At 47.6% G+C, this 22224-nt stretch carries 25 protein-coding genes; 7 read left to right on the top strand and 18 right to left on the bottom strand.

The genetic code is table 11. The features are described from left to right. The first annotated feature begins 59 nt into the window (after positions 1 to 59). Complete coding sequence (locus tag A3GA_RS0107045) at positions 60 to 1397, top strand: MFS transporter (protein WP_018026692.1); 1338 nt, start codon at positions 60 to 62, stop codon at positions 1395 to 1397. On the opposite strand, the gene A3GA_RS12295 is transcribed toward A3GA_RS0107045, so the two are convergent. Next, positions 1371 to 1466: a transposase gene (locus tag A3GA_RS12295; RefSeq protein ID WP_239660530.1), complete on the bottom strand. Its 96-nt coding sequence runs from the start codon at positions 1464 to 1466 to the stop codon at positions 1371 to 1373. The genes A3GA_RS0107045 and A3GA_RS12295 overlap by 27 nt on opposite strands. 403 nt (positions 1467 to 1869) lie before the next feature. Here A3GA_RS12295 and A3GA_RS0107040 point away from each other — a divergent pair, with 403 nt between their 5' ends. Together A3GA_RS0107040 and A3GA_RS0107035 are read left to right on the top strand one after the other, a co-directional pair. Next, entirely contained in the window at positions 1870 to 2127 is a 258-nt protein-coding gene (locus A3GA_RS0107040; protein ID WP_018026691.1) for a DUF2789 domain-containing protein, read from the top strand. A gap of 407 nt (positions 2128 to 2534) precedes the next feature. Further along, complete coding sequence (locus A3GA_RS0107035; protein WP_018026690.1) at positions 2535 to 4115, top strand: fatty acyl-CoA synthetase; 1581 nt, start codon at positions 2535 to 2537, stop codon at positions 4113 to 4115. Positions 4116 to 4209: 94 nt separating this feature from the next. Here the strand turns inward: A3GA_RS0107035 and A3GA_RS0107030 are convergent, their stop codons facing one another. Together A3GA_RS0107030 and A3GA_RS0107025 are read right to left on the bottom strand one after the other, a co-directional pair. Next, the gene (locus A3GA_RS0107030; protein ID WP_018026689.1) at positions 4210 to 5022 is read right to left on the bottom strand and encodes an enoyl-CoA hydratase/isomerase family protein; all 813 of its coding nucleotides are present in this window, start codon (positions 5020 to 5022) and stop codon (positions 4210 to 4212) included. Positions 5023 to 5139: 117 nt separating this feature from the next. Continuing rightward, positions 5140 to 6153, bottom strand: a complete 1014-nt coding sequence (locus tag A3GA_RS0107025; RefSeq protein ID WP_018026688.1) for an AraC family transcriptional regulator — start codon at positions 6151 to 6153, stop codon at positions 5140 to 5142. A gap of 435 nt (positions 6154 to 6588) precedes the next feature. On the opposite strand from A3GA_RS0107025, the gene A3GA_RS0107020 reads away from it, so the two are divergent. The 3 genes from A3GA_RS0107020 to A3GA_RS0107010 all read left to right on the top strand — a co-directional run bounded on the left by A3GA_RS0107020 (position 6589) and on the right by A3GA_RS0107010 (position 9403). Beyond that, on the top strand, positions 6589 to 7719 hold the full coding sequence (locus A3GA_RS0107020; protein WP_018026687.1) for an acyl-CoA dehydrogenase family protein: 1131 nt from the start codon (positions 6589 to 6591) through the stop codon (positions 7717 to 7719). Between the two features lie 23 nt (positions 7720 to 7742). After that, the gene (locus A3GA_RS0107015; RefSeq protein ID WP_018026686.1) at positions 7743 to 8936 is read left to right on the top strand and encodes a thiolase family protein; all 1194 of its coding nucleotides are present in this window, start codon (positions 7743 to 7745) and stop codon (positions 8934 to 8936) included. A gap of 209 nt (positions 8937 to 9145) precedes the next feature. Then, the gene (locus tag A3GA_RS0107010) at positions 9146 to 9403 is read left to right on the top strand and encodes a DUF2789 domain-containing protein (protein WP_018026685.1); all 258 of its coding nucleotides are present in this window, start codon (positions 9146 to 9148) and stop codon (positions 9401 to 9403) included. 66 nt (positions 9404 to 9469) lie between these two features. Here A3GA_RS0107010 and fabI read toward each other — a convergent pair whose 3' ends face one another. The 15 genes from fabI to cadR form a co-directional block, all read right to left on the bottom strand. After that, complete coding sequence (fabI, locus tag A3GA_RS0107005) at positions 9470 to 10225, bottom strand: enoyl-ACP reductase FabI (RefSeq protein WP_018026684.1); 756 nt, start codon at positions 10223 to 10225, stop codon at positions 9470 to 9472. Between the two features lie 209 nt (positions 10226 to 10434). Beyond that, positions 10435 to 10710 (bottom strand): 30S ribosomal protein S17, encoded by a 276-nt coding sequence (rpsQ, locus tag A3GA_RS0107000; RefSeq protein ID WP_018026683.1) that lies wholly within the window; start codon positions 10708 to 10710, stop codon positions 10435 to 10437. A 1-nt stretch (position 10711) separates the two neighbouring features. Next, the gene (gene rpmC / locus A3GA_RS0106995) at positions 10712 to 10903 is read right to left on the bottom strand and encodes a 50S ribosomal protein L29 (protein WP_018026682.1); all 192 of its coding nucleotides are present in this window, start codon (positions 10901 to 10903) and stop codon (positions 10712 to 10714) included. A 9-nt stretch (positions 10904 to 10912) separates the two neighbouring features. Next, positions 10913 to 11326, bottom strand: a complete 414-nt coding sequence (rplP, locus tag A3GA_RS0106990) for a 50S ribosomal protein L16 (RefSeq protein WP_018026681.1) — start codon at positions 11324 to 11326, stop codon at positions 10913 to 10915. 2 nt (positions 11327 to 11328) lie between these two features. Next, complete coding sequence (rpsC, locus tag A3GA_RS0106985) at positions 11329 to 12120, bottom strand: 30S ribosomal protein S3 (RefSeq protein WP_018026680.1); 792 nt, start codon at positions 12118 to 12120, stop codon at positions 11329 to 11331. A gap of 9 nt (positions 12121 to 12129) precedes the next feature. After that, on the bottom strand, positions 12130 to 12459 hold the full coding sequence (rplV, locus tag A3GA_RS0106980; protein ID WP_018026679.1) for a 50S ribosomal protein L22: 330 nt from the start codon (positions 12457 to 12459) through the stop codon (positions 12130 to 12132). A 3-nt stretch (positions 12460 to 12462) separates the two neighbouring features. Then, complete coding sequence (gene rpsS / locus A3GA_RS0106975; protein WP_018026678.1) at positions 12463 to 12738, bottom strand: 30S ribosomal protein S19; 276 nt, start codon at positions 12736 to 12738, stop codon at positions 12463 to 12465. 13 nt (positions 12739 to 12751) lie between these two features. Then, positions 12752 to 13579: a 50S ribosomal protein L2 gene (rplB, locus tag A3GA_RS0106970; protein WP_018026677.1), complete on the bottom strand. Its 828-nt coding sequence runs from the start codon at positions 13577 to 13579 to the stop codon at positions 12752 to 12754. Position 13580: 1 nt separating this feature from the next. Further along, on the bottom strand, positions 13581 to 13886 hold the full coding sequence (gene rplW / locus A3GA_RS0106965) for a 50S ribosomal protein L23 (protein ID WP_018026676.1): 306 nt from the start codon (positions 13884 to 13886) through the stop codon (positions 13581 to 13583). Then, complete coding sequence (gene rplD / locus A3GA_RS0106960; RefSeq protein ID WP_018026675.1) at positions 13883 to 14506, bottom strand: 50S ribosomal protein L4; 624 nt, start codon at positions 14504 to 14506, stop codon at positions 13883 to 13885. The genes rplW and rplD overlap by 4 nt, the downstream gene beginning before the upstream one ends. Beyond that, entirely contained in the window at positions 14506 to 15195 is a 690-nt protein-coding gene (gene rplC / locus A3GA_RS0106955; RefSeq protein WP_018026674.1) for a 50S ribosomal protein L3, read from the bottom strand. The genes rplD and rplC overlap by 1 nt, the downstream gene beginning before the upstream one ends. 322 nt (positions 15196 to 15517) lie before the next feature. Next, a complete protein-coding gene (rmuC, locus tag A3GA_RS0106950; protein ID WP_018026673.1) occupies positions 15518 to 16894 on the bottom strand; it encodes a DNA recombination protein RmuC in 1377 nt (458 codons plus the stop codon). 5 nt (positions 16895 to 16899) lie between these two features. Continuing rightward, positions 16900 to 18618 carry a SulP family inorganic anion transporter gene (locus tag A3GA_RS11460; RefSeq protein ID WP_018026672.1) on the bottom strand — a complete coding sequence of 573 codons (1719 nt, stop codon included), beginning with the start codon at positions 18616 to 18618 and terminating at the stop codon, positions 16900 to 16902. 139 nt (positions 18619 to 18757) lie between these two features. Further along, positions 18758 to 19273, bottom strand: coding sequence for a PepSY domain-containing protein (locus tag A3GA_RS11820; RefSeq protein ID WP_018026671.1), 516 nt, complete (start codon positions 19271 to 19273; stop codon positions 18758 to 18760). Positions 19274 to 19396: 123 nt separating this feature from the next. Continuing rightward, positions 19397 to 19798: a Cd(II)/Pb(II)-responsive transcriptional regulator gene (cadR, locus tag A3GA_RS11450; protein ID WP_018026670.1), complete on the bottom strand. Its 402-nt coding sequence runs from the start codon at positions 19796 to 19798 to the stop codon at positions 19397 to 19399. Between the two features lie 91 nt (positions 19799 to 19889). On the opposite strand from cadR, the gene A3GA_RS0106930 reads away from it, so the two are divergent. Beyond that, positions 19890 to 22115, top strand: a complete 2226-nt coding sequence (locus A3GA_RS0106930) for a heavy metal translocating P-type ATPase (protein ID WP_018026669.1) — start codon at positions 19890 to 19892, stop codon at positions 22113 to 22115. The last annotated feature ends 109 nt before the right edge of the window (positions 22116 to 22224 follow it).

Raw genomic sequence — 22224 nt, 5'->3', positions numbered from 1 at the left:
AGCTCTTTTTCCCTTTTTCACAGCAAATCCCTATTTCGTGAACTGAGCCGTACGTTGCTATGAACTCTTCAACCACTCCTGCCCCTCTCACCTTACGTCAACATTTAGACGCTGCCTCCATGAGCACCTTGCAGTGGCGTGCCATTGCTTTATGTTTTTTAATTAATGCCATCGATGGCATTGATGTCCTTGTGATGGCGTTCACCGCTTCAGCGGTTTCCAAAGACTGGGGGCTAAATAACGTCGTGCTGGGTTGGTTGCTCTCGGCAGGCATTATTGGCATGACGGTGGGATCTGTGTTTTTAGCCCCACTCTCAGACCGCTGGGGCCGTCGTCCCATGGTCTTAGCCAGTTTGGTCGCAGCAGGGGCGTTTATGGTGGTGACTGAATGGGTACAAGATCCATGGACACTGGGCGCTTTGCGCTTTCTGACGGGCATAGGCATTGGTTGTAGCATTGTGAACGCTAACGTGCTCACTAGCGAATACGCCAACGCCAAGTGGCGCGCTCTGGCGATTGGTTTGCAATCGGTGGGTTTTGCCCTAGGCGCTACCTTGGGCGGTATGCTGGCGGCCTATCTGTTAAAACACAGCGCTTGGCAGGACGTGTTTGTTTGGGGCGGTATCTTAACGTGGACCACAGCCTTGTTAATTGCCATTGGCCTACCCGAGTCCCTCGATCAGCTCTTACAAGGACGCCACCCTAAAGACAAACAACGCGCCCAGCGCCTCCTGCAACGCATGGGGCAAGCTCAACTTCCTGTGTCGGCCACCCCAACCCCCAGTCTGAAACCCAACGCTTTACAAGCGCTGCGACTTTTGTGGAGCCCCGGTGCAGTACGCACTTGGTTACTGGGCGGTAGTTTTTTTACCTTAATGTTTAGTTTTTATTTTGTCACCAGCTGGACCCCTAAACTACTAGAACAAGCCGGTCTTTCTGCTGACAAAGGCGTAGCCGGTGGCGTCCTGCTGCATGTGGGCGGTATGCTAGGTGCGTTGGCTTTGGGCTTATTAGCCAGTCGCTGGCACTTACAGCGCGTGGCTCAATCATTAATGGTATTAGGCGTCTTCGCGTTGTGTACCGTCATTCCAGCCACTAACTGGTCCCTGCCCGCCGCCATTGCTCTAGGTATTGCCATTGGTTTTTTAATTAATGGATCCATTGCCGGACTGTATGCCACCACCCCGCAAAGCTTTGAAGCCGCTACCCGTAGCTCGGGCGTCGGCATGGTGCTTGCTTTTGCACGCCTAGGCGGCATGGCCTCGCCGGTAGTAGCCGGCCATTTGTTGGAAGCCAACTGGTCTGTTAGCCATTTATATTGGTTGTATGCGGGAGCATTACTACTGGCGGCAACATTTTTACAGCTATTTTTAAAAACACAGCCGCGCCATGCCTAAGGACGGGTGCGAGCGATGCTGGTTGTATAATCCAATCCAGTCCGCTAACACTCGCTTAGCATGCTGTATGATCTCAAAACGCTGACGATAGACACATTGCTCTTTGAGCGTACGAATAAAGCGTTCGCCATGCTATTCTGTTGAGGGCAATGTGGCATGATAAACTCCTGGCGCAACCCGTAGCGTCTAAGCAACGACGTATCATGCTGTGAGGTAAAGATTAAGCCCTTGTTTGAGTGCAAGGTGAGTGGTCTTGTGACCCGTCCTAATGTCCCAAAACGATTAACTCTCGATGATGGCAGTCAATCACGAGCACTAAGCTTGCCAAACCATCACGACCGGTCCACACGCTGCAAAGGGCTGTAGCCCGCCGTTCCTTAAGAGACAGCTAGGACTGCTCATAATAGACAGCTTAGGCTGCTTCCGCTAAGCTATGCTTTAGTAATCACAATAGAAACCTAAGGAGACTGCTATGACGGCTACCCCTCGTATGAGCAATTTATTTTTACAACTCGGCTTAGACGCCAGTGATGAAGCGATTGCTGAGTTCATCAACAAGCATCAATTAGCGGCTGATGTGCATATCGTCGATGCTCCGTTTTGGAACGAAGCTCAGCGTCAATTTATCGCAGAAAAACTGGCTGTTGATGGCAGCTGGACAACGGTTGTCGATCAACTCAATGAATCCCTACACGAAGATGCGGTTAAACGTCAAACCGGTTTAGATTAAGCAAGCTCAGCAATTAACTGCATTCGTTTAAACTTAATCTGACACCTCGGCCATTAGTGGGTAGTTGTATCAGCGACAAGCCGAGTTCAATTTAGCTACAAACATATTCCGTGGCAGCTTTTGCATAGTTTTAGTCTTTCTCTGCCATTTGCATATATAAACGACTGCCATAGAATGGTTAGTACAACTCAAGTCAGATACATAGCAATCTAGACTAAAAAAATAGTGCCGCATTAAAAATCGATAGCGGCAATTACAGGAGACATCACTTAGGCTTAGCGCAACCAGCGCTAGTCTTATGGCTAACATGCTTTTAGGATTGGCGCCTCAAGTAGTCGCTACAGCTTACAGCTAAGGCGTATCGGTCACGGCATAGCAGTGGCTATTATTGTGGAGGAACTCGCATCATGAATCACCAAATCGCAAGAAAAAACACCATCAACGAGGCGATTAAAAGAGCTATCAGGAAGTTTTCTGATAAAGAAGCCATTGCCTTTGACGGCCGCCGTTGGACTTATCAGCAAATGGACATCGCCATCGATCATATTGCTAGCTATTTGCTTGAGCAAGGCTTCAAGAGCGGTGATCATATTGCGGCCTACGGCGCTAATAGCGATGCCTATGTCCTACTGTGGCTAAGCTGCGTACGCTTAGGTATTGTGCATGTGCCAGTCAACTTTGCACTGACCGCCAATGAGTTAAAATACATCCTCAAACAAAGTGAATCCGTCGCTGTCTTTTATGACAAAGACTTAAGCAAGACCGTTGAGTCATTAAAAGATGAGCTGCCCAATATGCGCCTCTATGGCACAATCCATGGCAGTGAAACTGCGCATGATATTCTCAACATCGCACTAAACAAAGCAGCCCTTGAGACCCCACTAGAAGACAGCGCCTTGTATCAGCAAGCAGTAGACTTCAATGCGCAATCAGCAGCTCAAATCCTTTATACCTCAGGCACCACCTCACTACCTAAAGGCGCTTTATTAAGCCATGAGGCCTTTTTAGCCGAATATATGAGCGCCATTTATGCCTTAGAATTCAATAGCGAGGACCGCCACTTAGCCGCCTTGCCACTGTATCATTCAGCGCAAATGCATGTATTTTTAATGCCAGCCCTACTGACTGGCGCAGAAAATATTATCATTAAATCGCCTAAACCAGAAATCTGCTTCAAGCTCTTTGTGGACGAAAAGATTAACACTTTCTTTGCCGCACCCACCGTGTGGATCTCATTGTTGCGACACAGCGAATTCACACCAGAGCATTACACCAGCCTACGCAAAGGCTATTATGGTGCCTCCATCATGCCTTTGCCCGTCTTACAAGAGCTGCGCAAGCTGCTACCAGCGTTACGATTTTTTAACTGCTATGGCCAAAGTGAATGTGCGCCCTTAGTGTCTTGCCTCTCTCCCGAAGATCATGAAATCGCCCCCGCATCTGCTGGTCGCCCTGTACTTAATGTCGAGACTCGCATTGTCGACATCAATATGCAGGACGTGCCATTAGGCGAAATGGGTGAAATTGTCCATCGCACCCCACACTTAATGACTGAATACTGGAACAACCCTGAAGAAACCGATGCGGCATTCGAGGGTGGTTGGTTCCACTCCGGTGACCTAGGTTATATGGATGAGCATGGCTTTATTTATATCGTCGATCGCATTAAGGACACCATCAATAGTGGTGGCGTATTAGTTGCCAGCCGCGAGGTTGAAGAATGCCTTTACAAGCACCCTGCCGTAGCTGAGGTAGCCGTGATTGGTCTTGATGACGAAAAGTGGGTTGAGGTCGTCTGCGCTGTCGTCACGCTCAAAGAGGGCAGCCAAGTTAGCGCGGAGGAGCTCATCGCCTATGCCAGACAGCACCTAGCACCTTTTAAAGTGCCCAAGGCAGTACATTTCAAAGACGATTTGCCACGCAATGCCTCTGGTAAATTATTAAAACGCGAACTGCGCAAAGAGTTCAAAGGCCTTGAAAACGCCTAATCACTAATCCACAAACCCAAACTTTCCTGTGATCGTTTGGGTTTTTTTATGCCTGGCAATTGACTCATAATCTAGCGACAGCTGCCAGCTGAGACTAGGAGAAATTAGCTTGACGCTTTTCCATAAAAGCAAGTATGCCTTCTTGCGCATCCCCTTCGGCCGCACTGTCAATAATCAATTTTCGTTCTAGGTCTAAATGATTTTTAAATGTCCGTTGAGTGATCGAATGATCGAGCAAATGCTTTACCCTAGACATCGCTTTGGCGGAACCACCACGAAGCGCCTCTACCAAACGCAGGGCTTGCGTCAACAAATCGGCATCTGGATAAACCCCATCAACAAGCCCCAGATTTAAACAAGCCTGCGCATCGAGGGTTGAATTAAAAAGCAATAACTGCCTCGCACGAAATGCGCCAACGCGATTTGCCAACAACCAGGAACTACCAGCATCAGGGGATAAACCAATGGCCGTATATCCACAACGCAACTTCATGGACTCTGCGGCCAATACAAAATCAGCAATCAAGGCTAAACCAATTCCAGCACCACCTACGGCACCATTAAGCGCCGCTACAATAGGAAGATGCGAGGCCTCTAATTGTGCTAGCGCATTGTGCAAAGGCTCAGTGATGGCAGCAACAAAACCGGATAAATCATCTCGTTCCTCTATAAACGACTGTATATCACCGCCTACGCAAAAATTCTTGCCAGATCCGGTTAACAAGACCACTCGCACCGATGAAGTATTCACAATCTGATTGACTGCATTCGCAAAGGCCTCAACCAGCGCCATATTAAGCGCATTGCCATGATTCGCTCTATTCAAACGAATCGTTGCAACGCCTGCATCAATATGACAATGAAGCACTTCACTACTCGGCGGATGATTAGTTTCTGCGGTTGTCATGTTGTCTCCTAAACATGCTTGTTTTTACTAAGGGGTGATCTTATGCGATCATATTTTTGTACATATATTCTCATGCTTTCAGCACATCTCATCACATTTTTTCGCCAAAGTATAGCCCTAAGCAGTTAAAACCGTCTGTTTACGATAGGCACCAGGTGCACTACCTGTCCATAGTTTAAAGGCCCGATTAAATGCTGCCGGATCCTCGAAACCCAGATTAGTACCGATCGTTGCGATAGGGGTATCTGTTTTATTTAACAACTCAATCGCAACATCCCGCCGCAAATTATCCTTGATGGTTTGAAAGGTTGTGCCTTCTGCTGCAAGGCGCCTAGCTAGGGTTCGGGGCGATATATGATGAACTAATGCAACATCGCTAACGGTTAAATTTTGATCTAATCTGCCTTGCAAATAGTGACGCAACTGGTGCGTGTGTGGTCTGTCATTGGGTGAAAAATAAAACCAGTTAAGCGGTGCGTTGCGTATAAACTCATTTAACACAGCTGGATCCTGACGAATTGGCTCACGCAAATAAGCCGCATCCAAGTAAAGCGCTGTTATCTTTTGATCAAAGGCGATAGGACCGGGATAAAGCTGATCGTATTCTGACGCATGGCTTGGCTTAGCAAAAGGAAAAGCGATACGTTTAAAGGGTATTTTGCGTCCTATTAACCACGATGAAACGCCCTGCACCAGCATCAACATCAACTCAAGTGTCAGTATGCGTGTATGACCTAAATCCTTTTTTTCTTCGAGCTCTATTTTAATGATCCCCTTTGAACTGGTTTTGACCTTAAATTCCACATCGTCAAGCAGTAGATAGAAGAAATTTCTAAACCGATTAAGCGCCACACCCAGATCCGGGGCATCTAACATCACCATACATAAGTATTTAAGCGTGCCATTCCGCAAAGGCCGTGAAAAAAGACCAGGCGTTTCATCGTTGAACTCAAGCGCAATCATACGATAGAGCTGAGCGAATTTGCTCATACTAATGCGTGTACCCTCACAGTCCAACAGTGCCGGTGAAATGCCAATTTTAGCCACCCACTCCTCACCGTTACTTGTGTACTTTGAGGCACCAGCGAGCAGGGCATTCACAAAACGTACGGAAATGGTCTGGATTTCCATGGCCTATCACCCCTATTTACGTGTTTATTTAAAAGAATGACTTAGCAATTAGACAAATCAACTGAGTTCATTTTACATATAAACATACGCCGTGGCAGCTTTTGCATAGTTTTAGTCCTTCCCTGCCATTTGAATATATAAACGACTGCCATAGAATGGTTAATACAACTAAGGTCAGAAACATAAAAATAGTGCCGTATTAAAAATAGATAGCGGCAACGACAGGAGACATTGCTAACGCTTGATGAGGTCACAACAACCCTGAAAGATAGGCGCTCAAGGCCCCACCAAGAAGAGACAGAGGCTATCTACGCCACTTAGCTTTTAAATGACTTTAACTATTTATATTTAACTGAATAACAGCCTCTTAGTGCTGTTCTAGGGTGCTTGTTGCCTGCATTTTGTGACATGCAGCAACACCAAGGGAGTATAGCCATGCAATTTGAATTAACTCAAGAACAGAAGCAAATACAATCGTTGGCACAACAATTCGCAAACAACGAAATAAAACCCATTGCCGCTCAAGCAGACCAAAACGCACAGTTTCCCATGTCTATCTATGAGAATGCCTTTTCTCTTGGCTTATTAAACTCATCACTACCACAGGAGTACGGGGGTGCAGGTCTAGGTTGTATGGAATTGGTGCTGATCACAGAGGCACTTTGCTATGGTTGCTTAGGCATCGGTGCCGCCTTATGTATCAACTCCCTTGCCTCTGAGCCAATCTTAATCGCTGGTACTCACGAACAAAAAGCAAAGTACCTAAGTCGCCTGACGTCGGGGGCGATGGCAAGCTTCGCGCTAACTGAGCCTTCAGCCGGCTCTGATGTCGCATCGATAAAAACCAAGGCAGACAAGGTTCAGGGCGGCTATCGATTAACAGGTAGCAAAATATGGATATCCAACGCCAATATGGCTGAGTTTTTCGTGGTCTTTGCAAAAACCGATCCTCAAGGTGGCTATAAGGGCTTATCTGCTTTTATCGTACCCGCCGACACAGAGGGACTCTCGGTAGGTGCCCCGCTGTCCAAAATGGGGCAAAAGGCAGCGCCCGCATGCGAGGTATTTTTGGATAATGTCTTTGTACCAGACGAGCAATTGTTGGGCGAAGAAGGCAGTGGCTTCAACATCGCAATGAAAGTGTTTGACCGCTCAAGACCGATGGTAGCCGCCTTTGGGGTTGGCTTAATCCAGCGCTGTCTTGATGAATCTCTTGCCTATGCCAGAGAACGTGAATCAATGGGTAGACCGTTGATAGCACACCAAGCGATTGCACACAAGCTAGCAGACATGCGCATGCGCTTAGAGACTGCCCGTTTGCTCACATACCAAGCCGCATGGCGTTTAGATAATGGTCTTAACAACACAATCGAAGCATCAATGGCCAAGGTAAATGCCGCTGATTCAGCCATGTGGGCAGCCACAGAAACCATACAAATTTTTGGTGGTATGGGATATTCAACCGAGTATCCGGCCGAAAAACTTTTCCGTGATGCCAAAGTATTACAAATCTACGAGGGCACTTCCGAAATCCAGCGCAATATCATCGCACGTGAACTAATGTAAATTGTCATTTAAAGGGTAATAATATGAGTAAAATTCATTCTGATGAAGTGGTTATTCTAGAGGCTGTACGTACAGCATTTGGTCGTCGTGGCGGCGCTTTGAGAGAAACACGCCCAGACACCATGTTAGCAACTGCGCTTAAAGCGCTTATCAGTCGTTCTGGCCTACCAAGCAACAGGGTAGGTGATGTGTTAGCAGGTTGCGTCAGCCAAGCCGGTGAGCAAGGGGGCAATATCGCTCGCCAAGCTTTGCTAGTTGCAGGCTTTCCTGAAACCGTACCTGGTGTCAGCATGAATCGCATGTGTGGCTCTAGCCAATACGCCATCCATGCGGCAGCCCAAGCGGTAGGTATGCAAGATATGGATTTTGCTATCGCTTGCGGGGTCGAAAGCATGAGCCGAGTGCCCATGTTTCTTGACTTAACTTTAGGACAACATGATTTTACCGGCTTCGACAATTTGCATCCGGACTTATTAAAACGTTTTGATATTCCGCATCAAGTAGAAAGTGCGGAGCTGATTGCGGAGCATTGGTCTTTAACTCGGACGGAATTAGATGATTATGCAGTAGAGAGTCATAAGCGGGCTAAAGCAGCGCGTGATGCCGGCTTACACTCTGAAATCGTGCCATTGCAAGGCGTGGATAAAGAGGGCAATCCCCTCACCCTAGATTACGATGAAGGCATCAGAGACAGCATTGATAGAGCCCGCATGAATGCGATGGCACCGGTTTTTAGACCCGCTGATACAGGTAAAATAACCGCCGCCAATGCCAGCCAGATGTCTGATGGAGCCGCCGCAGTTTTAGTTGGCCGTTATGGTCCTGCCTCTGAATTAGGACTCAAAGCTAAAGCAAAGTTTTTAGCTAGAGTTGTGGTGGGCTCCGATCCCATCATGCAACTCACCGGTGTGATACCTGCGACACATCAAGCCTTAGCCAAAGCCGGTTTAAGCATTAAGGATTTAGACTGGATCGAAGTAAACGAAGCCTTTGCCAGTGTCGCCCTTTGTTTTGAGCGTGAATTTAAACCTGACACAACCATTCTTAACCCGTGGGGTGGCGCCATCGCTCATGGTCACCCTCTAGGCGGCACAGGCGCTGGTTTAATGGCCAAAATGCTCTCGGGACTACGCCATGTCGATGGCGAGCTAGGTTTACAAGTGATGTGTATTGGTCATGGCATGGCAACGGCGACGATCGTACAGCGCTTGGATTAAGGCCATGATTAGTTAATCACGGTCATCAGCAAATCATGCGTAGATGAGCCATGATAAATCAGACACATACTAAAAACCTCAACCCCAGGTTGGGGTTTTGCTTTTCATGACAAAGCATAAAATCTGTAGATAGGTTTATGATAGACATTTTGAACCGCTTACGCTAAGCTATTCTTTAGTAAAAAAAACGCTAAAGCTAAGGAGAATTTATGACGACACCACGTATGACGAATCTGTTTTTACAGTTAGGCTTAGATGCGAGCGAGGAGGCGATTGCCGAGTTCATTGCTAAGCATCAGCTGGCGGCCGATGTAGAGATTCAAGATGCGCCCTTCTGGACAGATGGGCAGCGTCAATTTATTCAGGAAAAGTTGGCAAGTGACGGTGAGTGGGCACCCATTGTGGATCAATTAAATGAGGCCTTACACGAAGACTCCGTCAAGCAACAGACGCACCAAGACAAGTAATTACTCATCTTAAAGCCGGCGCTGCTAAAAACAGCAGGCCGGACTTTTATCTTATGGTAATAATTTTTAGTTAAGGATATTAAATCCACCATCAACATAAATATTGCCACCAGTTATTGCTCGTGCACCATCACTCGCTAAAAACACACTTAAGGGTCCAACATCATCAATATTCACGGCCCCCATCGGCGCACGCTGTGCATTTTCCTCAACAAGTGCATCAAAACTGGCAATCCCTGACGCAGCGCGAGTCATAATCGTTCCGGGAGAAATCGCATTGACTCGGATACCCTGTTCACCCAACTCATAAGCAAGATAGCGTACTGTAGACTCTAAGGCTGCTTTGACGGGCCCCATAATACTGTAATTAGGGACAACCTCCTGCCCTCCAAGGTAACTCATCGTCATCAAGCTACCACCGTCTTTCATCAAAGGCTCAGCCAAGCGTGCCATTCGTATGAAAGAATGACAAGAAATATCCATCGCCTGCAAAAAACCCTCTAATGAGCTATCAACGACCCGTCCGTGAAGATCTGCTTTAGGTGCAAACGCAATTGAATGAAGTAAGAAGTCAAGCTTGCCCCAACGCTGGCTAACTTCCTCAAACAATGCTTCCAGCTGTGATTCATTACTCACTTCGAGAGGCAACTGAATCTCAGCATTGAGCGACTGCAACAAAGGCTCTACATAATGTCTTGCCTTATCGTTGAGCCAAGTGCCTCCCAATGTTGCACCTGCTTCACGCATGGCTCTGGCACATGCCCAAGCAATACTATTATCATTGCTAATACCAAGAACTAAACCTTTCTTCCCTTTTAACACATCCTATCCTTTTATAAACAGGCAAAAGAAGCACTATGCTCTTTAGCACCTAATCAGTAATTTAAAAAATTCTGCACCGTGTATATCACGATACGATGATTTTAAAGTAAAAGGGTTACATAAATATAAAAAACCCAAACCATCATAAGACAGTTTGGGTTTTTGGCTGTGAAATAACAGCATTAAATTAGCGTTGACTAACTACGTAATTAAATTACGCGAGCTGCCTCAACTAATCTGATAGCAGTCCATGATTTATCTTTAGAGATAGGACGGCCCTCTGCAATTTCAACGGTATCGCCTTCGTTGTACTGGTTCTCTTCGTCGTGCGCCTTGTAGTTCTTAGAGCGGTTAACGAATTTACCGTAAAGTGGGTGCTTAACACGGCGATCAACACGCACAACAATGGTTTTATCCATTTTGTTGCTCACCACTTTACCAATTAAGGTACGTTGGCGCTTCTCTGTAGTTTGAGTTTCGCTCATATTAGTTACCTGCCTTTTCGGTTAAGATAGTGCGTACACGTGCAATATCGCGACGTACTTTTGACAACTGGCTGCTGTCAGCTAATTGCTGAGTAGCGTGTTGCATACGCAAGTTAAATTGTGCCTTTAGTAAGGACTCGAGCTCTTTATGAAGCTCGGTCACGTCCTTTTCACGTAATTCAGATGCTTTCATAAATACCTCTTATACAATTTGACGTGTGACGAAGGTGGTAGAGATTGGCAACTTAGCGGCTGCTAAGCGGAATGCCTCACGAGCCAATTCTTCGCTTACACCATCCATCTCATAGAGAACCTTACCCGGCTGGATTTCAGCAACCCAGTACTCAGGGTTACCTTTACCGCTACCCATACGAACTTCAGCAGGTTTCTGTGAAATCGGTTTGTCCGGGAAGATACGGATCCATACGCGACCACCACGTTTAATGTGACGCGTCATCGCACGACGAGCCGCCTCAATTTGACGGGCAGTTAAACGACCACGACCGGTCGCTTTTAAACCGAAATCACCGAAGTTTACCTGTGTACCACGAGTGGCTAAGCCAGTGTTACGGCCTTTTTGCTCTTTACGATACTTTCTGCGAGCTGGTGATAACATAATTACTCTCCTTTAGCCTCAGCTGCTGTGTCAGCTTGCTGATTCTGCTGGGCGGCCGCAGGACGGCGACGGCGACGGCGTGACTCAGGACGGTCACCACGAGGGCGACGACGAGCACGACGATCGTCTTCAGCAGGTGTTGCTAACTCAGGTGGCAATTCGCCATTAGGCAATAAATCACCACGATAAACCCATACTTTGATACCGATAATACCGTAGGTAGTTTCAGCTTCAGAGGTTGCGTAATCGATGATTGCGCGTAGCGTATGTAAAGGCACTCGACCTTCGCGATACCATTCGGTACGAGCAATCTCAATACCATTTAAACGACCTGAAGAAGCAATACGGATACCCTTGGCACCAGCACGCATCGCATTAGAGATCGCACGCTTCATCGCACGACGGAACATAATACGCTTTTCTAATTGCTGAGCGATAGAGTCAGCGATTAGTTGTGCATCGATTTCGGGCTTACGAATTTCTTCAATACCTACGTGAACAGGTACGCTCATTAAGCGCTGTAAGTCGGCATTTAATTGAGCGATATCATCACCGCCCTTACCGATTACGACGCCAGGACGTGCTGTATGAATCGTGATACGCGCAGTTTTAGCAGGGCGCTCAATCACAACACGACCTACTGAAGCATTTTTAAGTTTACGCTTCAAGTATTCACGTACTTTAACGTCTTCGTGTAATAAACTACCGAAATTCTTATCGTCAGCATACCAACGTGAATTCCAGTTACGAGATACAGCGAGACGGAACCCGGTTGGGTGTACTTTCTGACCCATTGTGACTCCTTAAACGCCGACTTTTACCACGATGTGGCAAGTCTGCTTCTCAATACGGTTACCACGGCCTTTGGCACGTGCTCTAAAACGCTTCATTGATTGAGCCTTATCAACGTAAATAGTTTTTACGATTAACTCATCAATATCAGCACCGTCATTGTGCTCAGCGTTAGCGATTGCTGACTCTAGAGCTTTTTTGATGATGCCGGCGGCTTTTTTCGGTGTGAACGTCAAAATATTCAACGCTTGCTCAACTGATTTACCACGGATTAAGTCCGCTACAAGACGAGTCTTTTGCGCTGAGATATGTGCGTTACGAACAATAGCTGTTGTTTCCATCACTTACCTCTTAGACTTCTTATCCGCTGCATGACCTTTGTAGGTACGAGTCTGCGCGAATTCACCAAGTTTGTGACCAACCATGTTCTCGTTGATATAAACAGGTACGTGTTGACGACCGTTATGTACAGCAATCGTTAAACCGATAAAGTCCGGTAGGATTGTTGAACGACGAGACCAAGTTTTGATCGGCTTCTTATCCTTGCCTTCAGTAGCTGCCTCAACCTTTTTCATCAAAGAGGCTTCTACGTAAGGGCCTTTTTTAATTGAACGTGACATAGTTTATTGCCCCTTATTTACGCTTACGACGTGAGACGATCATGCTGTCAGTACGCTTATTACGACGAGTTCGGTAACCCTTAGTTGGCGTACCCCATGGGCTTACTGGCTCACGACCTTCACCGGTTCTACCTTCACCACCACCGTGTGGGTGATCGATCGGGTTCATTGCCACACCGCGAACGGTAGGACGAATACCGCGCCAACGCATGGCACCGGCTTTACCGTAGTTCTGAAGGCTATGCTCACTGTTGCCGACTTCACCGATAGTGGCGCGGCAATCGATATGCACACGACGTACTTCACCGGAGCGTAGACGAATCTGCGCGTAGGTACCCTCACGTGCCATCAACACAGCAGAAGCACCGGCTGAACGAGCGATTTGACCGCCTTTGCCAGGCAACATCTCAATATTGTGAATGTGTGAACCGATTGGAATATTGCGGATTGGCATCGCATTACCAACACGGATAGGCACTTCAATGCCTGATTCAATCTGTGCACCCACTTCTAATTTCTTAGGCGCAAGAATATAGCGACGCTCACCGTCAGCATAAACCACTAGAGCAATATGCGCCGTACGGTTAGGATCGTACTCAAGACGCTCTACTCTCGCAGGCACACCGTCTTTATTGCGACGGAAGTCGATAATACGGTAATGCGATTTATGACCGCCCCCACGATGACGGGTAGTGATACGACCGTGGTGGTTACGACCGGAACCGCGTTTTTGCGACTCTAATAAAGGAGCATAAGGTGCACCCTTGTGTAGATCCGGGTTAACCACTTTAACCATACCGCGGCGGGCTGGTGATGTAGGTTTAATAGTTACTAATGCCATCTTAGTTCACCTCCGAAAAGTCAAGTTCCTGACCTTTTTTGAGTGATACATATGCGATGCGGACATTTTTACGGCGACCCATAAAACGACCGGCACGCTTTACTTTACCTTTACGGTTTAAAACTGATACAGAGTCAACTTCAACTTCAAATAAAAGCTCAACTGCTGCTTTAATCTCCGGCTTAGTTGCGTCAGGAGCAACACGCAGAGCAATCTGAGGCTGATCCGCAGAACGTTCAGCAATAAACGTTGCTTTCTCAGTAATCACCGGAGCCAGAATGACTTGCATTAAACGTTCTGCTTTCATCCTAAGATCTCCTCAAGTTGGGCAATTGCACCTTTTGTGATCAACACGTTCTTGTAATGAATTAAAGAAAGTGGATCGGCGTAGCTAGTTTCAACAACAGCAACACCTGGTAAATTGCGAGTAGCTAAATAAGTATTTTCGTCTAAATCATCCGTGATCACTAACACCGAATCTAGCACGCCCATTGCTTTTAATTTGCTAGCGGCCATTTTGGTTTTAGGTGCATCAAAGGTGAATGATTCAACGACTGCGATACGCTCTTCACGCGCCAATTGTGACAAGATAGAACGAATACCGGCACGGTACATCTTCTTGTTAACCTTTTGGCTGAAGTTCTCATCAGGCTTGTTAGGGAAAGTGCGACCACCCCCACGCCACAATGGTGAACCAGCAGCACCGGCACGCGCACGACCGGTACCCTTTTGACGCCATGGCTTGCGAGTACTATATTTAACCTCTGAACGATCCTTTTGAGCACGGTTACCGCTACGAGCGTTAGCTTGGTAAGCTACGACGACTTGGTGTACTAATGCTTCGTTGAAATCACGACCGAAAATTGTCTCGGGTGCGCTCACAGTACCGTCAGCAGCGCCTTGTGCATTTAGGAGCTTAAGTTCCATTATTTGGCTCCTTTAACAGTCATTTTAATTGCAGGACGCACGATCACGTTGCCATTTTTATGGCCAGGCACAGAACCCTTAACCATAATCAGACCACGCTCTACATCAACACGGACCACGTCCAAGTTTTGTACTGTGCGAGTGACATCACCCATGTGACCAGCCATACGCTTACCAGGGAAAACACGACCCGGGTCTTGGGCCATACCGGTAGAACCAGGGGCACGGTGGGAGATTGAGTTACCGTGAGAAGCACGCTGAGCGCTAAAGTTATGACGCTTAATCACACCAGCGAAGCCCTTACCAATGGTTGTACCCTGTACATCCACCTTTTGGCCCACTTCAAATAAGCTATCAACAAGAATCTCAGCACCCGCCTCAAACTCAGCAGCAACGGCTGGATCTAAACGGAACTCTTTGAGAATGGTACCGGCTTCTGTGCCGGCTTTGGCGTAGTGACCTGCTAGTGGCTTAGTCACACGGCCGGCACGGCGCTGACCGAACGCAACCTGAACAGCAGCATAGCCATCCGTCTCAACGGACTTCACTTGAGTCACGCGGTTGCCTGATACGTCCAGTACAGTAACTGGGATTGAATCACCGTCTTCGGTGAACAAACGCATCATGCCAACCTTACGACCGACTAGGCCTAACCGATGAGCGGCAGGCGTTGTTGTCGAATTTGACATTTTAATTACTCCATTCCCCACTACGATTGGTGGGGGCTAACATTTATTATGAGGGGTAAATATCTTGCTTTTAAGCATTCGCACCGGACCGCTTGATATAAGCATACTCACCATGGGCAACGAGACCATCGCTCATCATGCTTGGCGGTAAACCGGCTAAGTGAAAACTTAGAGAACTCGCAATCTATTTGCACTAGCCTTGAACTTTATACCGCAAGTATTTCACAACTCTGCGCAGCATAAAGCGCATTTTTAGTAGCTAGCCCACTACTATACCATGAAAGTCTATGTATTCCAAGGGTTTATACTGTTTTTGTTGTTTTTACTCTCTCTCACTATCCCATGCCGCAGGTAGCTCGCTCTGTAAACTAACCTCGCTCACCTCAGGCATCTCCTTAGCGGCTTTGGTACTCAAGCGATTAAAACGCGCTAACTTGGTGGTAATGCCCTGCTGACCAGCAAAGGAACGAGCCATTTGATTGAATAAGCGAGTAGAGCTATTTAAGCTCTGTCCTAATTTACTCATATGCTGTGCCACCAGCGCTGCCTGATTGTATATCGCCATTGCCTCATCACCTAAGGCCAGAGCTTGTTGATGACTATCACTACGCAACCACAAATAGGCCACCGTTTTTAATAAAGGCAATAAGGTGGTCGGTGAGGTTAGGATAATATTTTTATTAAAGGCATAGTGATACAAGGCCTCATCTGCCTTTAGCGCCTCAATAAAGGCGGCTTCAATTGGCATAAAGAGCATCACAAAACCTGGGCTATTAAGCCCTGGCAATTGGCTATAGTCCTTAGCGCTCAGATCATCAATATGCTGGCGTACCGCTTTCACATGCCGCTGTAAATAGTAATTTGCACGCTCCTCATCGTCAGCGGTAATGGCCGCTTGATAATCGACCAGTGAGACTTTACTATCAATCACAAGCTCTTTATCATCGGGTAGGTATACCACCACATCCGGCAGCAAACGCTGTCCACTCTCTTGTCTAAAAGCGACTTGGGTTTTATAGTGCCTATCTTTTTCTAAGCCAGCCTGCTGCAACGCCGACTCCAATTGCAACTCACCCCAGTTACCGAGCGCCTTTTTATCCCCTTTAAGGGCACGTGTCAGCGCTTCCGCTTCCGCTCCGATACGTAAACCCGCATTCATTAACTGCTTAATTTGTTCGGAAATGGCACTGTGCCCCTGCAAAGACTGCCCATGCAAATCATTTATGCGCTGTTGAAATAAATCCAAGCGCTCCCTAAAAGGCCTTAATACCTGCTCTAAAGAACCCTGATTGCGCTCCAATAAGGCACGCCCTTTTTCATCCAATAAGCGATTGGAGAGCAGCTCAAAACGACGCGCTAATTCCTGCAATTGCTGCTTATTCTGCTCTTCCTGCAGCTCTTTATATTGCTGCTCAAAATTAAGCTGAGTAGACAGTGCAATGACTTGCTTATCCAGCTGATCTTTTTCATCATCAAGCATCTTAAGCTCTGCTTCCAACGCTCTCAGCTCCGCTTTCAGGCGCTGATTTTCTTGCTCCCGATCAAATAAACGCCATTCGGCTAAGCGACGATCAGAGCGGGCTTTTAAAAGCAGCAAATACATGCAAAAGAATACCAGCACGGTTGGCACCAACCCCAACGCCAACACCTGATAAACCGACCAACTGGCAAGCAAGGTATCAAACCATTGCAATATCATTGAGCTTAACCCTTGGCAGCCGCTTCGACTGCTGCTTGTTGATGTAAATAGGCGAGCACGGCCTGACGCGTTTCTTCAAGGCTATCATGCATATATCCTTCACCTAAGTCACGCAGCCATTCACTACGCCAGAGAATGCTTTTAGCCTGTGGTCGCAGCCCATAGATAAAAATTGGCACCCCCTGCGCTTGATACGCTTGTAGCATTTCTTTTAAGGCCACTACACCGGAGGAATCCACGTAAATAATCCCGGAAAAATCCAACACCAAGGCTTTTTTAGCCATGGGGTTTAACAGCTTTTGAGTAAGATTGACCGAGCCGAAAAATACCGAGCCAAGCAAGCGATAATAACTCACGCCCTCTTCTTCCGGTGTTTGAGCCAAGTTCTGCTTTTCCGCCACCGTCAACATAGAGACGCGATAAATAAAGGTAAAACACGCTAAGGCAATACCTACCTGCACCGCCACGGTGAGACTCACCATCACCGTCAAGAAAAAGACCGAGAGTAAGGTGGCCGCATAGGCTAAAGTATGCGACGGGATACGTGCAAATTCACGCCACGCCCCCATATTCCACGCCACCGACATCAAAATAGCAGCTAAAGTAGCCAAGGGAATATATTGCGCTAAGGGTGCCGCCACCAGCACCACAACCAATAAGGCGAGCGCATGAATCATACCCGCAATCGGCGTTCTACCGCCGTTTTTTACATTGGTCACGGTACGGGCAATGGTGCCAGTGGCTGGCATACCGCCAAAAAAAGGCACCACCATATTCGCAAAACCCTGAGCTAGCAGCTCCTGATTCGGATCGTGCTTATCCTTAATCATATTGTCAGCCACACGTGCACATAATAAAGACTCTATCGCCCCCAGCACGGCTAAGGTAATCGCCGGCATCATTAAGTCACTCATCAGCGCCAGGCTAAAGGCGGGGGTCGTAAACGCAGGCAAACTCTGCGGTATACCACCAAAACGGCTGCCGATGGTCTCTACCTGCAAATCACCCAGTTGCACTAACAAGACACCGACAATTAAAGCCACAATAGAGCCCGGGATATGCGCTAAAAAACGCATGAGTTTGGGCACAGGGTGTTGACTATCTTTATTGCGCAAGAACCTGCCACTAAGCACCAACACACGCTGCCACAAAAACACGATGGCCAAACAAAGCAAGGCCACAATAAAGGCTTGAACATTCATTTGCGGCAAGGCCTGCCACAAACTTTGCATCAAGGGAAAGAAATCAGCCGGCACATCCTCTAGCGGCAGACCCAGAAAGTCTTTGATTTGAGACACGCCAATCAATACGGCAATGCCATTGGTAAAGCCAATAATAACCGCCACGGGAATAAATTCCACCAAGCCGCCTAAACGCAAAAAGCCCATCAGCCACAGAAAAACACCGGACATCAAGGTCGCTAACAGCAGCCCCTCAACCCCATATTGATGCACAATGCCGTAGACAATCACAATAAAGGCGCCGGCCGGACCGCCAATCTGCACCCGTGAACCGCTAAATAAAGAAATCAGCAAGCCCCCGATAATCGCTGTAAACAGTCCCGCTTCTGGCTTTAGACCCGAGGCAATAGCAAAGGCCATCGCTAGGGGCAACGCAACCACGCTCACCGTCAAGCCCGCGCCCAAATCCTGCAAGAATTGCTCTGCCGAATAGCCACGCCTTAATTCATAGATTTTAGGATTAAAACGCATCGTAAACTTCATCAGAACCTCTCAACAGCATAATAAAATCAGAGCGCAACCGCCCCGGCAAGACGACCAATATACTATAGCAGTACCTAAAACGAAAAGACAGGCTTTAAAAGCCTGTCCTCTATTTTTAGTGATTGTGCAAGCGCACTAATTAATCCTCTTTGCGCTCAATAATTTTACCGTCGGTGGCATCTATTTTCAGCTTAAACTTCGTCGTTGCATTAAGCGTCTCAACCTTATAGTAGGCATTCTGCTCCTTAGCTCGCTTAAGCTCAATCTCCTTAACCCGAGCTTGGGTAGCTTCCTCAGCGATAGTAATGGCATCCTGCAATGGAATATTTGCTTCTAAGCGAGGCTGATCCTTGAAATAGTCCTTATCAATGCGGTTCTTAAGCACATCACCACTATCCGCATCCACCTCGATTTTATGTCTATCGTTGCTTCCCTGAACCTCGATTTCATAAGAGGCACTCTTTCTATCGAGATCCAACTCCAACTCAACGGCGTGACCCGGCGCCTCGCTAGTCGCAATGCTTAGTGCCTGCGCTGGACTGATTTTCAGTGCTTCTATGCGTTGCCATTGGTCGGTGGCGGCACTCGCACTAAATGCGGCAATACTCAGGGTGGCGGCAACTAAGGCACCCATACTTTTTTTAATCATTTGCATAACACACTCCTTACTCAATGTAATTGCTCTGATTTGATTTCATTTTAAGGAGAGTGCTGATTTTAAAAAGCCCTTTTTAGCAAGCAAATGTTAATGCGACTAATGGCACCTTGCGCCCTCGCATCAAAATTCCAGGCGCTCCAACTCATGCAAAATCCCACAATCTCGAGCTGCTCTAGCCTCTCCGCATTGACTACGTATATGCGCTAGCTCCTCGGCTAAGGCTGTTAACTCCTTGATGCGCTGATTGACATCAACTAAATGCCTATCAATTAAGGCATTAACCGAGGCGCAACTTGCATTTGGTTCTACCCGAGCAACCAAGAGTTTACGTATTTCATCTTGTGACATTTCCAAGGTGCGACAGCGACGGATAAAGATCAATCGCTCCAAATGCTTTTGCTGATATTCACGGTAATTATTATGCAAATTCCGTGGCGCCCCGGGTAACAAGCCCTCTCGTTCATAATAACGAATCGTCTCTACTGGGCAATTAGCTAATTTAGATAACTCACCGATTTTCATGCCTACTCCCTTCGTGCTTGACCCTGTAGTTACTACAGGGTATCTAATAAGTATAAGCCTAATCAGTTCGTCAAGGACAAGGATTGATAACATGGATAGTTTAAAGGAACAAAATCACCAATCAAGCCACCACAACTGTTGCGCTTGTCATGAGCAACATACCGAAGCGTCAACGGCCTCAGCAAGTGCGACCACAGCAACTTCCGGCGCCATCAAAAACGCCGAACGTACGCAAATTCGCATTCAACAAATGGATTGCCCCACCGAAGAGGCAATGATTCGAAGCCTGTTTGAAAACAAAGCCGATGTACTACAGCTAAATTTTAATTTAATTCAACGCATCCTGACCGTCAGCCATCGCCCAGGCACGCTTGACGGTATTCTTGAAGGCATTCGCAGTCTGGGCTTTGAGCCGGAGGTACTCACTGCGGAGAGCAGCCGTGGTAGCGAGGTAGTGATAAGCCATCGTCCCTGGTGGCCCTTAGTGATCGCTGCCTTGATTGCCCTGCTTGCAGAGATCAGTTATCTTGCCGCTTGGCCCCAATGGCTGACCGCAGCATTTGCCCTCAGTGCCATTGCCATTGGCGGCCTACACACCTATAAAAAGGGTTGGATCGCACTACGCACTGGCAATTTAAATATTAATGCCTTAATGAGTATTGCCGTCACCGGCGCTCTCTTAATTGGCGAATGGCCAGAGGCGGCGATGGTGATGGTGTTATTTAGCCTAGCCGAAGTGATTGAGGCGCGCTCGCTTGACCGTGCCCGACGTGCGATTAGCCATTTGATGGAGCTAGCACCAGACAAGGCCCTCGTGCTACAAGCGGACGGCAGCTGGCAACATCTACCTGCCCATGAGGTGCCTATCGGCAGCACTGTGCGTATCGCCCCGGGTCAACAAATCCCCTTGGACGGTGAAATTATCAGCGGCTTTTCCAGCGTAAACCAAGCACCCATCAGCGGTGAAAGTCAGCCGGTGGATAAAAGCATCGGCGATCCAGTCTATGCCGGCACCATTAACCTTAACGGCGCCTTTGACTACCAGGTCACTGCCACCGCCGACAACAGTACCTTAGCGCGCATTATTCAGCGCGTTGAAGAGGCGCAACAGGCCAAAGCACCAACCCAACGTTTTATCGATCGCTTTGCCGCTATTTATACGCCGGCTATTTTAGTACTAGCACTTGGTATTGCGCTCCTGCCACCGCTGCTTGTTGACGGTCAATGGTCAGCGTGGATTTATAAAGCCTTAGTCATGCTAGTCATCGCTTGCCCATGCGCACTGGTGATATCAACCCCGGTTTCAATCGTCAGCGCACTGGCCACTGCTGCACGCCACGGTATTTTAATCAAAGGCGGTAGTTACTTAGAAACTAGTCGCTTACTGAATTATTTAACCTTTGATAAAACCGGCACCATCACTGAGGGTAAACCGAGTCTTAACGAAGCACTGATTTTTGATGCGGAACGACAAACAACCATACACCGCATCGCCGCCACCATTGCTGCACGCTCTGACCATCCCATTTCACAAGCACTTGCCAACGCCTTAAGTAGCGCAGACGACAAGCTAAACGTGACCTCATTTGAAGCCCTGCCTGGTCGCGGCACAAAAGCTCTGATTGAGGGTAACAGCTATTATTTAGGCAGTCATCGCTTAATCCACGAGCTGGGCGTGTGTAGCGAGGCCCTAGAGCAGCAATTAGCCATTTTTGAAGCCCAAGGTAAGAACACCACCCTGCTTTGTAACGATAGCGAGGTGTTAGCGCTTTTTGTGATGGCCGATAGCGTCAAAGCCAGTAGTCGCGAAGCAATTAAGGAACTACATCAGATGGGTATCAACACCATGATGTTGAGTGGGGATAACCAATTAGCGGTTAATTATATTGCTAAGGAAGTCGCGATTGATCAGGCAAAAGGCAATCTACTACCTGAAGATAAGCTACAAATTATTCATGAGTTATCTGCCCATAACCGGGTGGCGATGGTTGGTGACGGGATTAATGACGCCCCCTCCTTAGCGCGAGCTGATATCGGTATCGCGATGGGCAGCATTGGCTCGGATGCTGCACTGGAAACGGCGGATGTGGCACTGATGGACGATGATTTGCGTAAAATCCCCGCCTTAATTCGTCTTTCTCGCAGCACCCACCGGATTTTGCTGCAAAATATTAGCTTTGCTTTGGGGCTTAAGGCAGTCTTTTTAATCCTGACGCTACTCGGCTATGGCACGATTTGGATGGCGGTGTTTGCCGATATGGGCGCTAGTTTGCTCGTGGTACTAAATGGCTTACGTTTATTGCGCCATCCTCTTTAAAGGCACTCGGGGTGAGCTTCGCTAACAATATCCCACGAGGCCACCCCATGGACTAAGCGCCTGATATATACTCAAAGCGATGGATAATCTCTACTCAAACCCATAGGCA

It is taken from the genome of Oligella urethralis DSM 7531, from assembly GCF_000372065.1.
Classification (GTDB): domain Bacteria; phylum Pseudomonadota; class Gammaproteobacteria; order Burkholderiales; family Burkholderiaceae_B; genus Oligella; species Oligella urethralis.
This window is presented reverse-complemented; position numbering and strand designations above follow the sequence as displayed.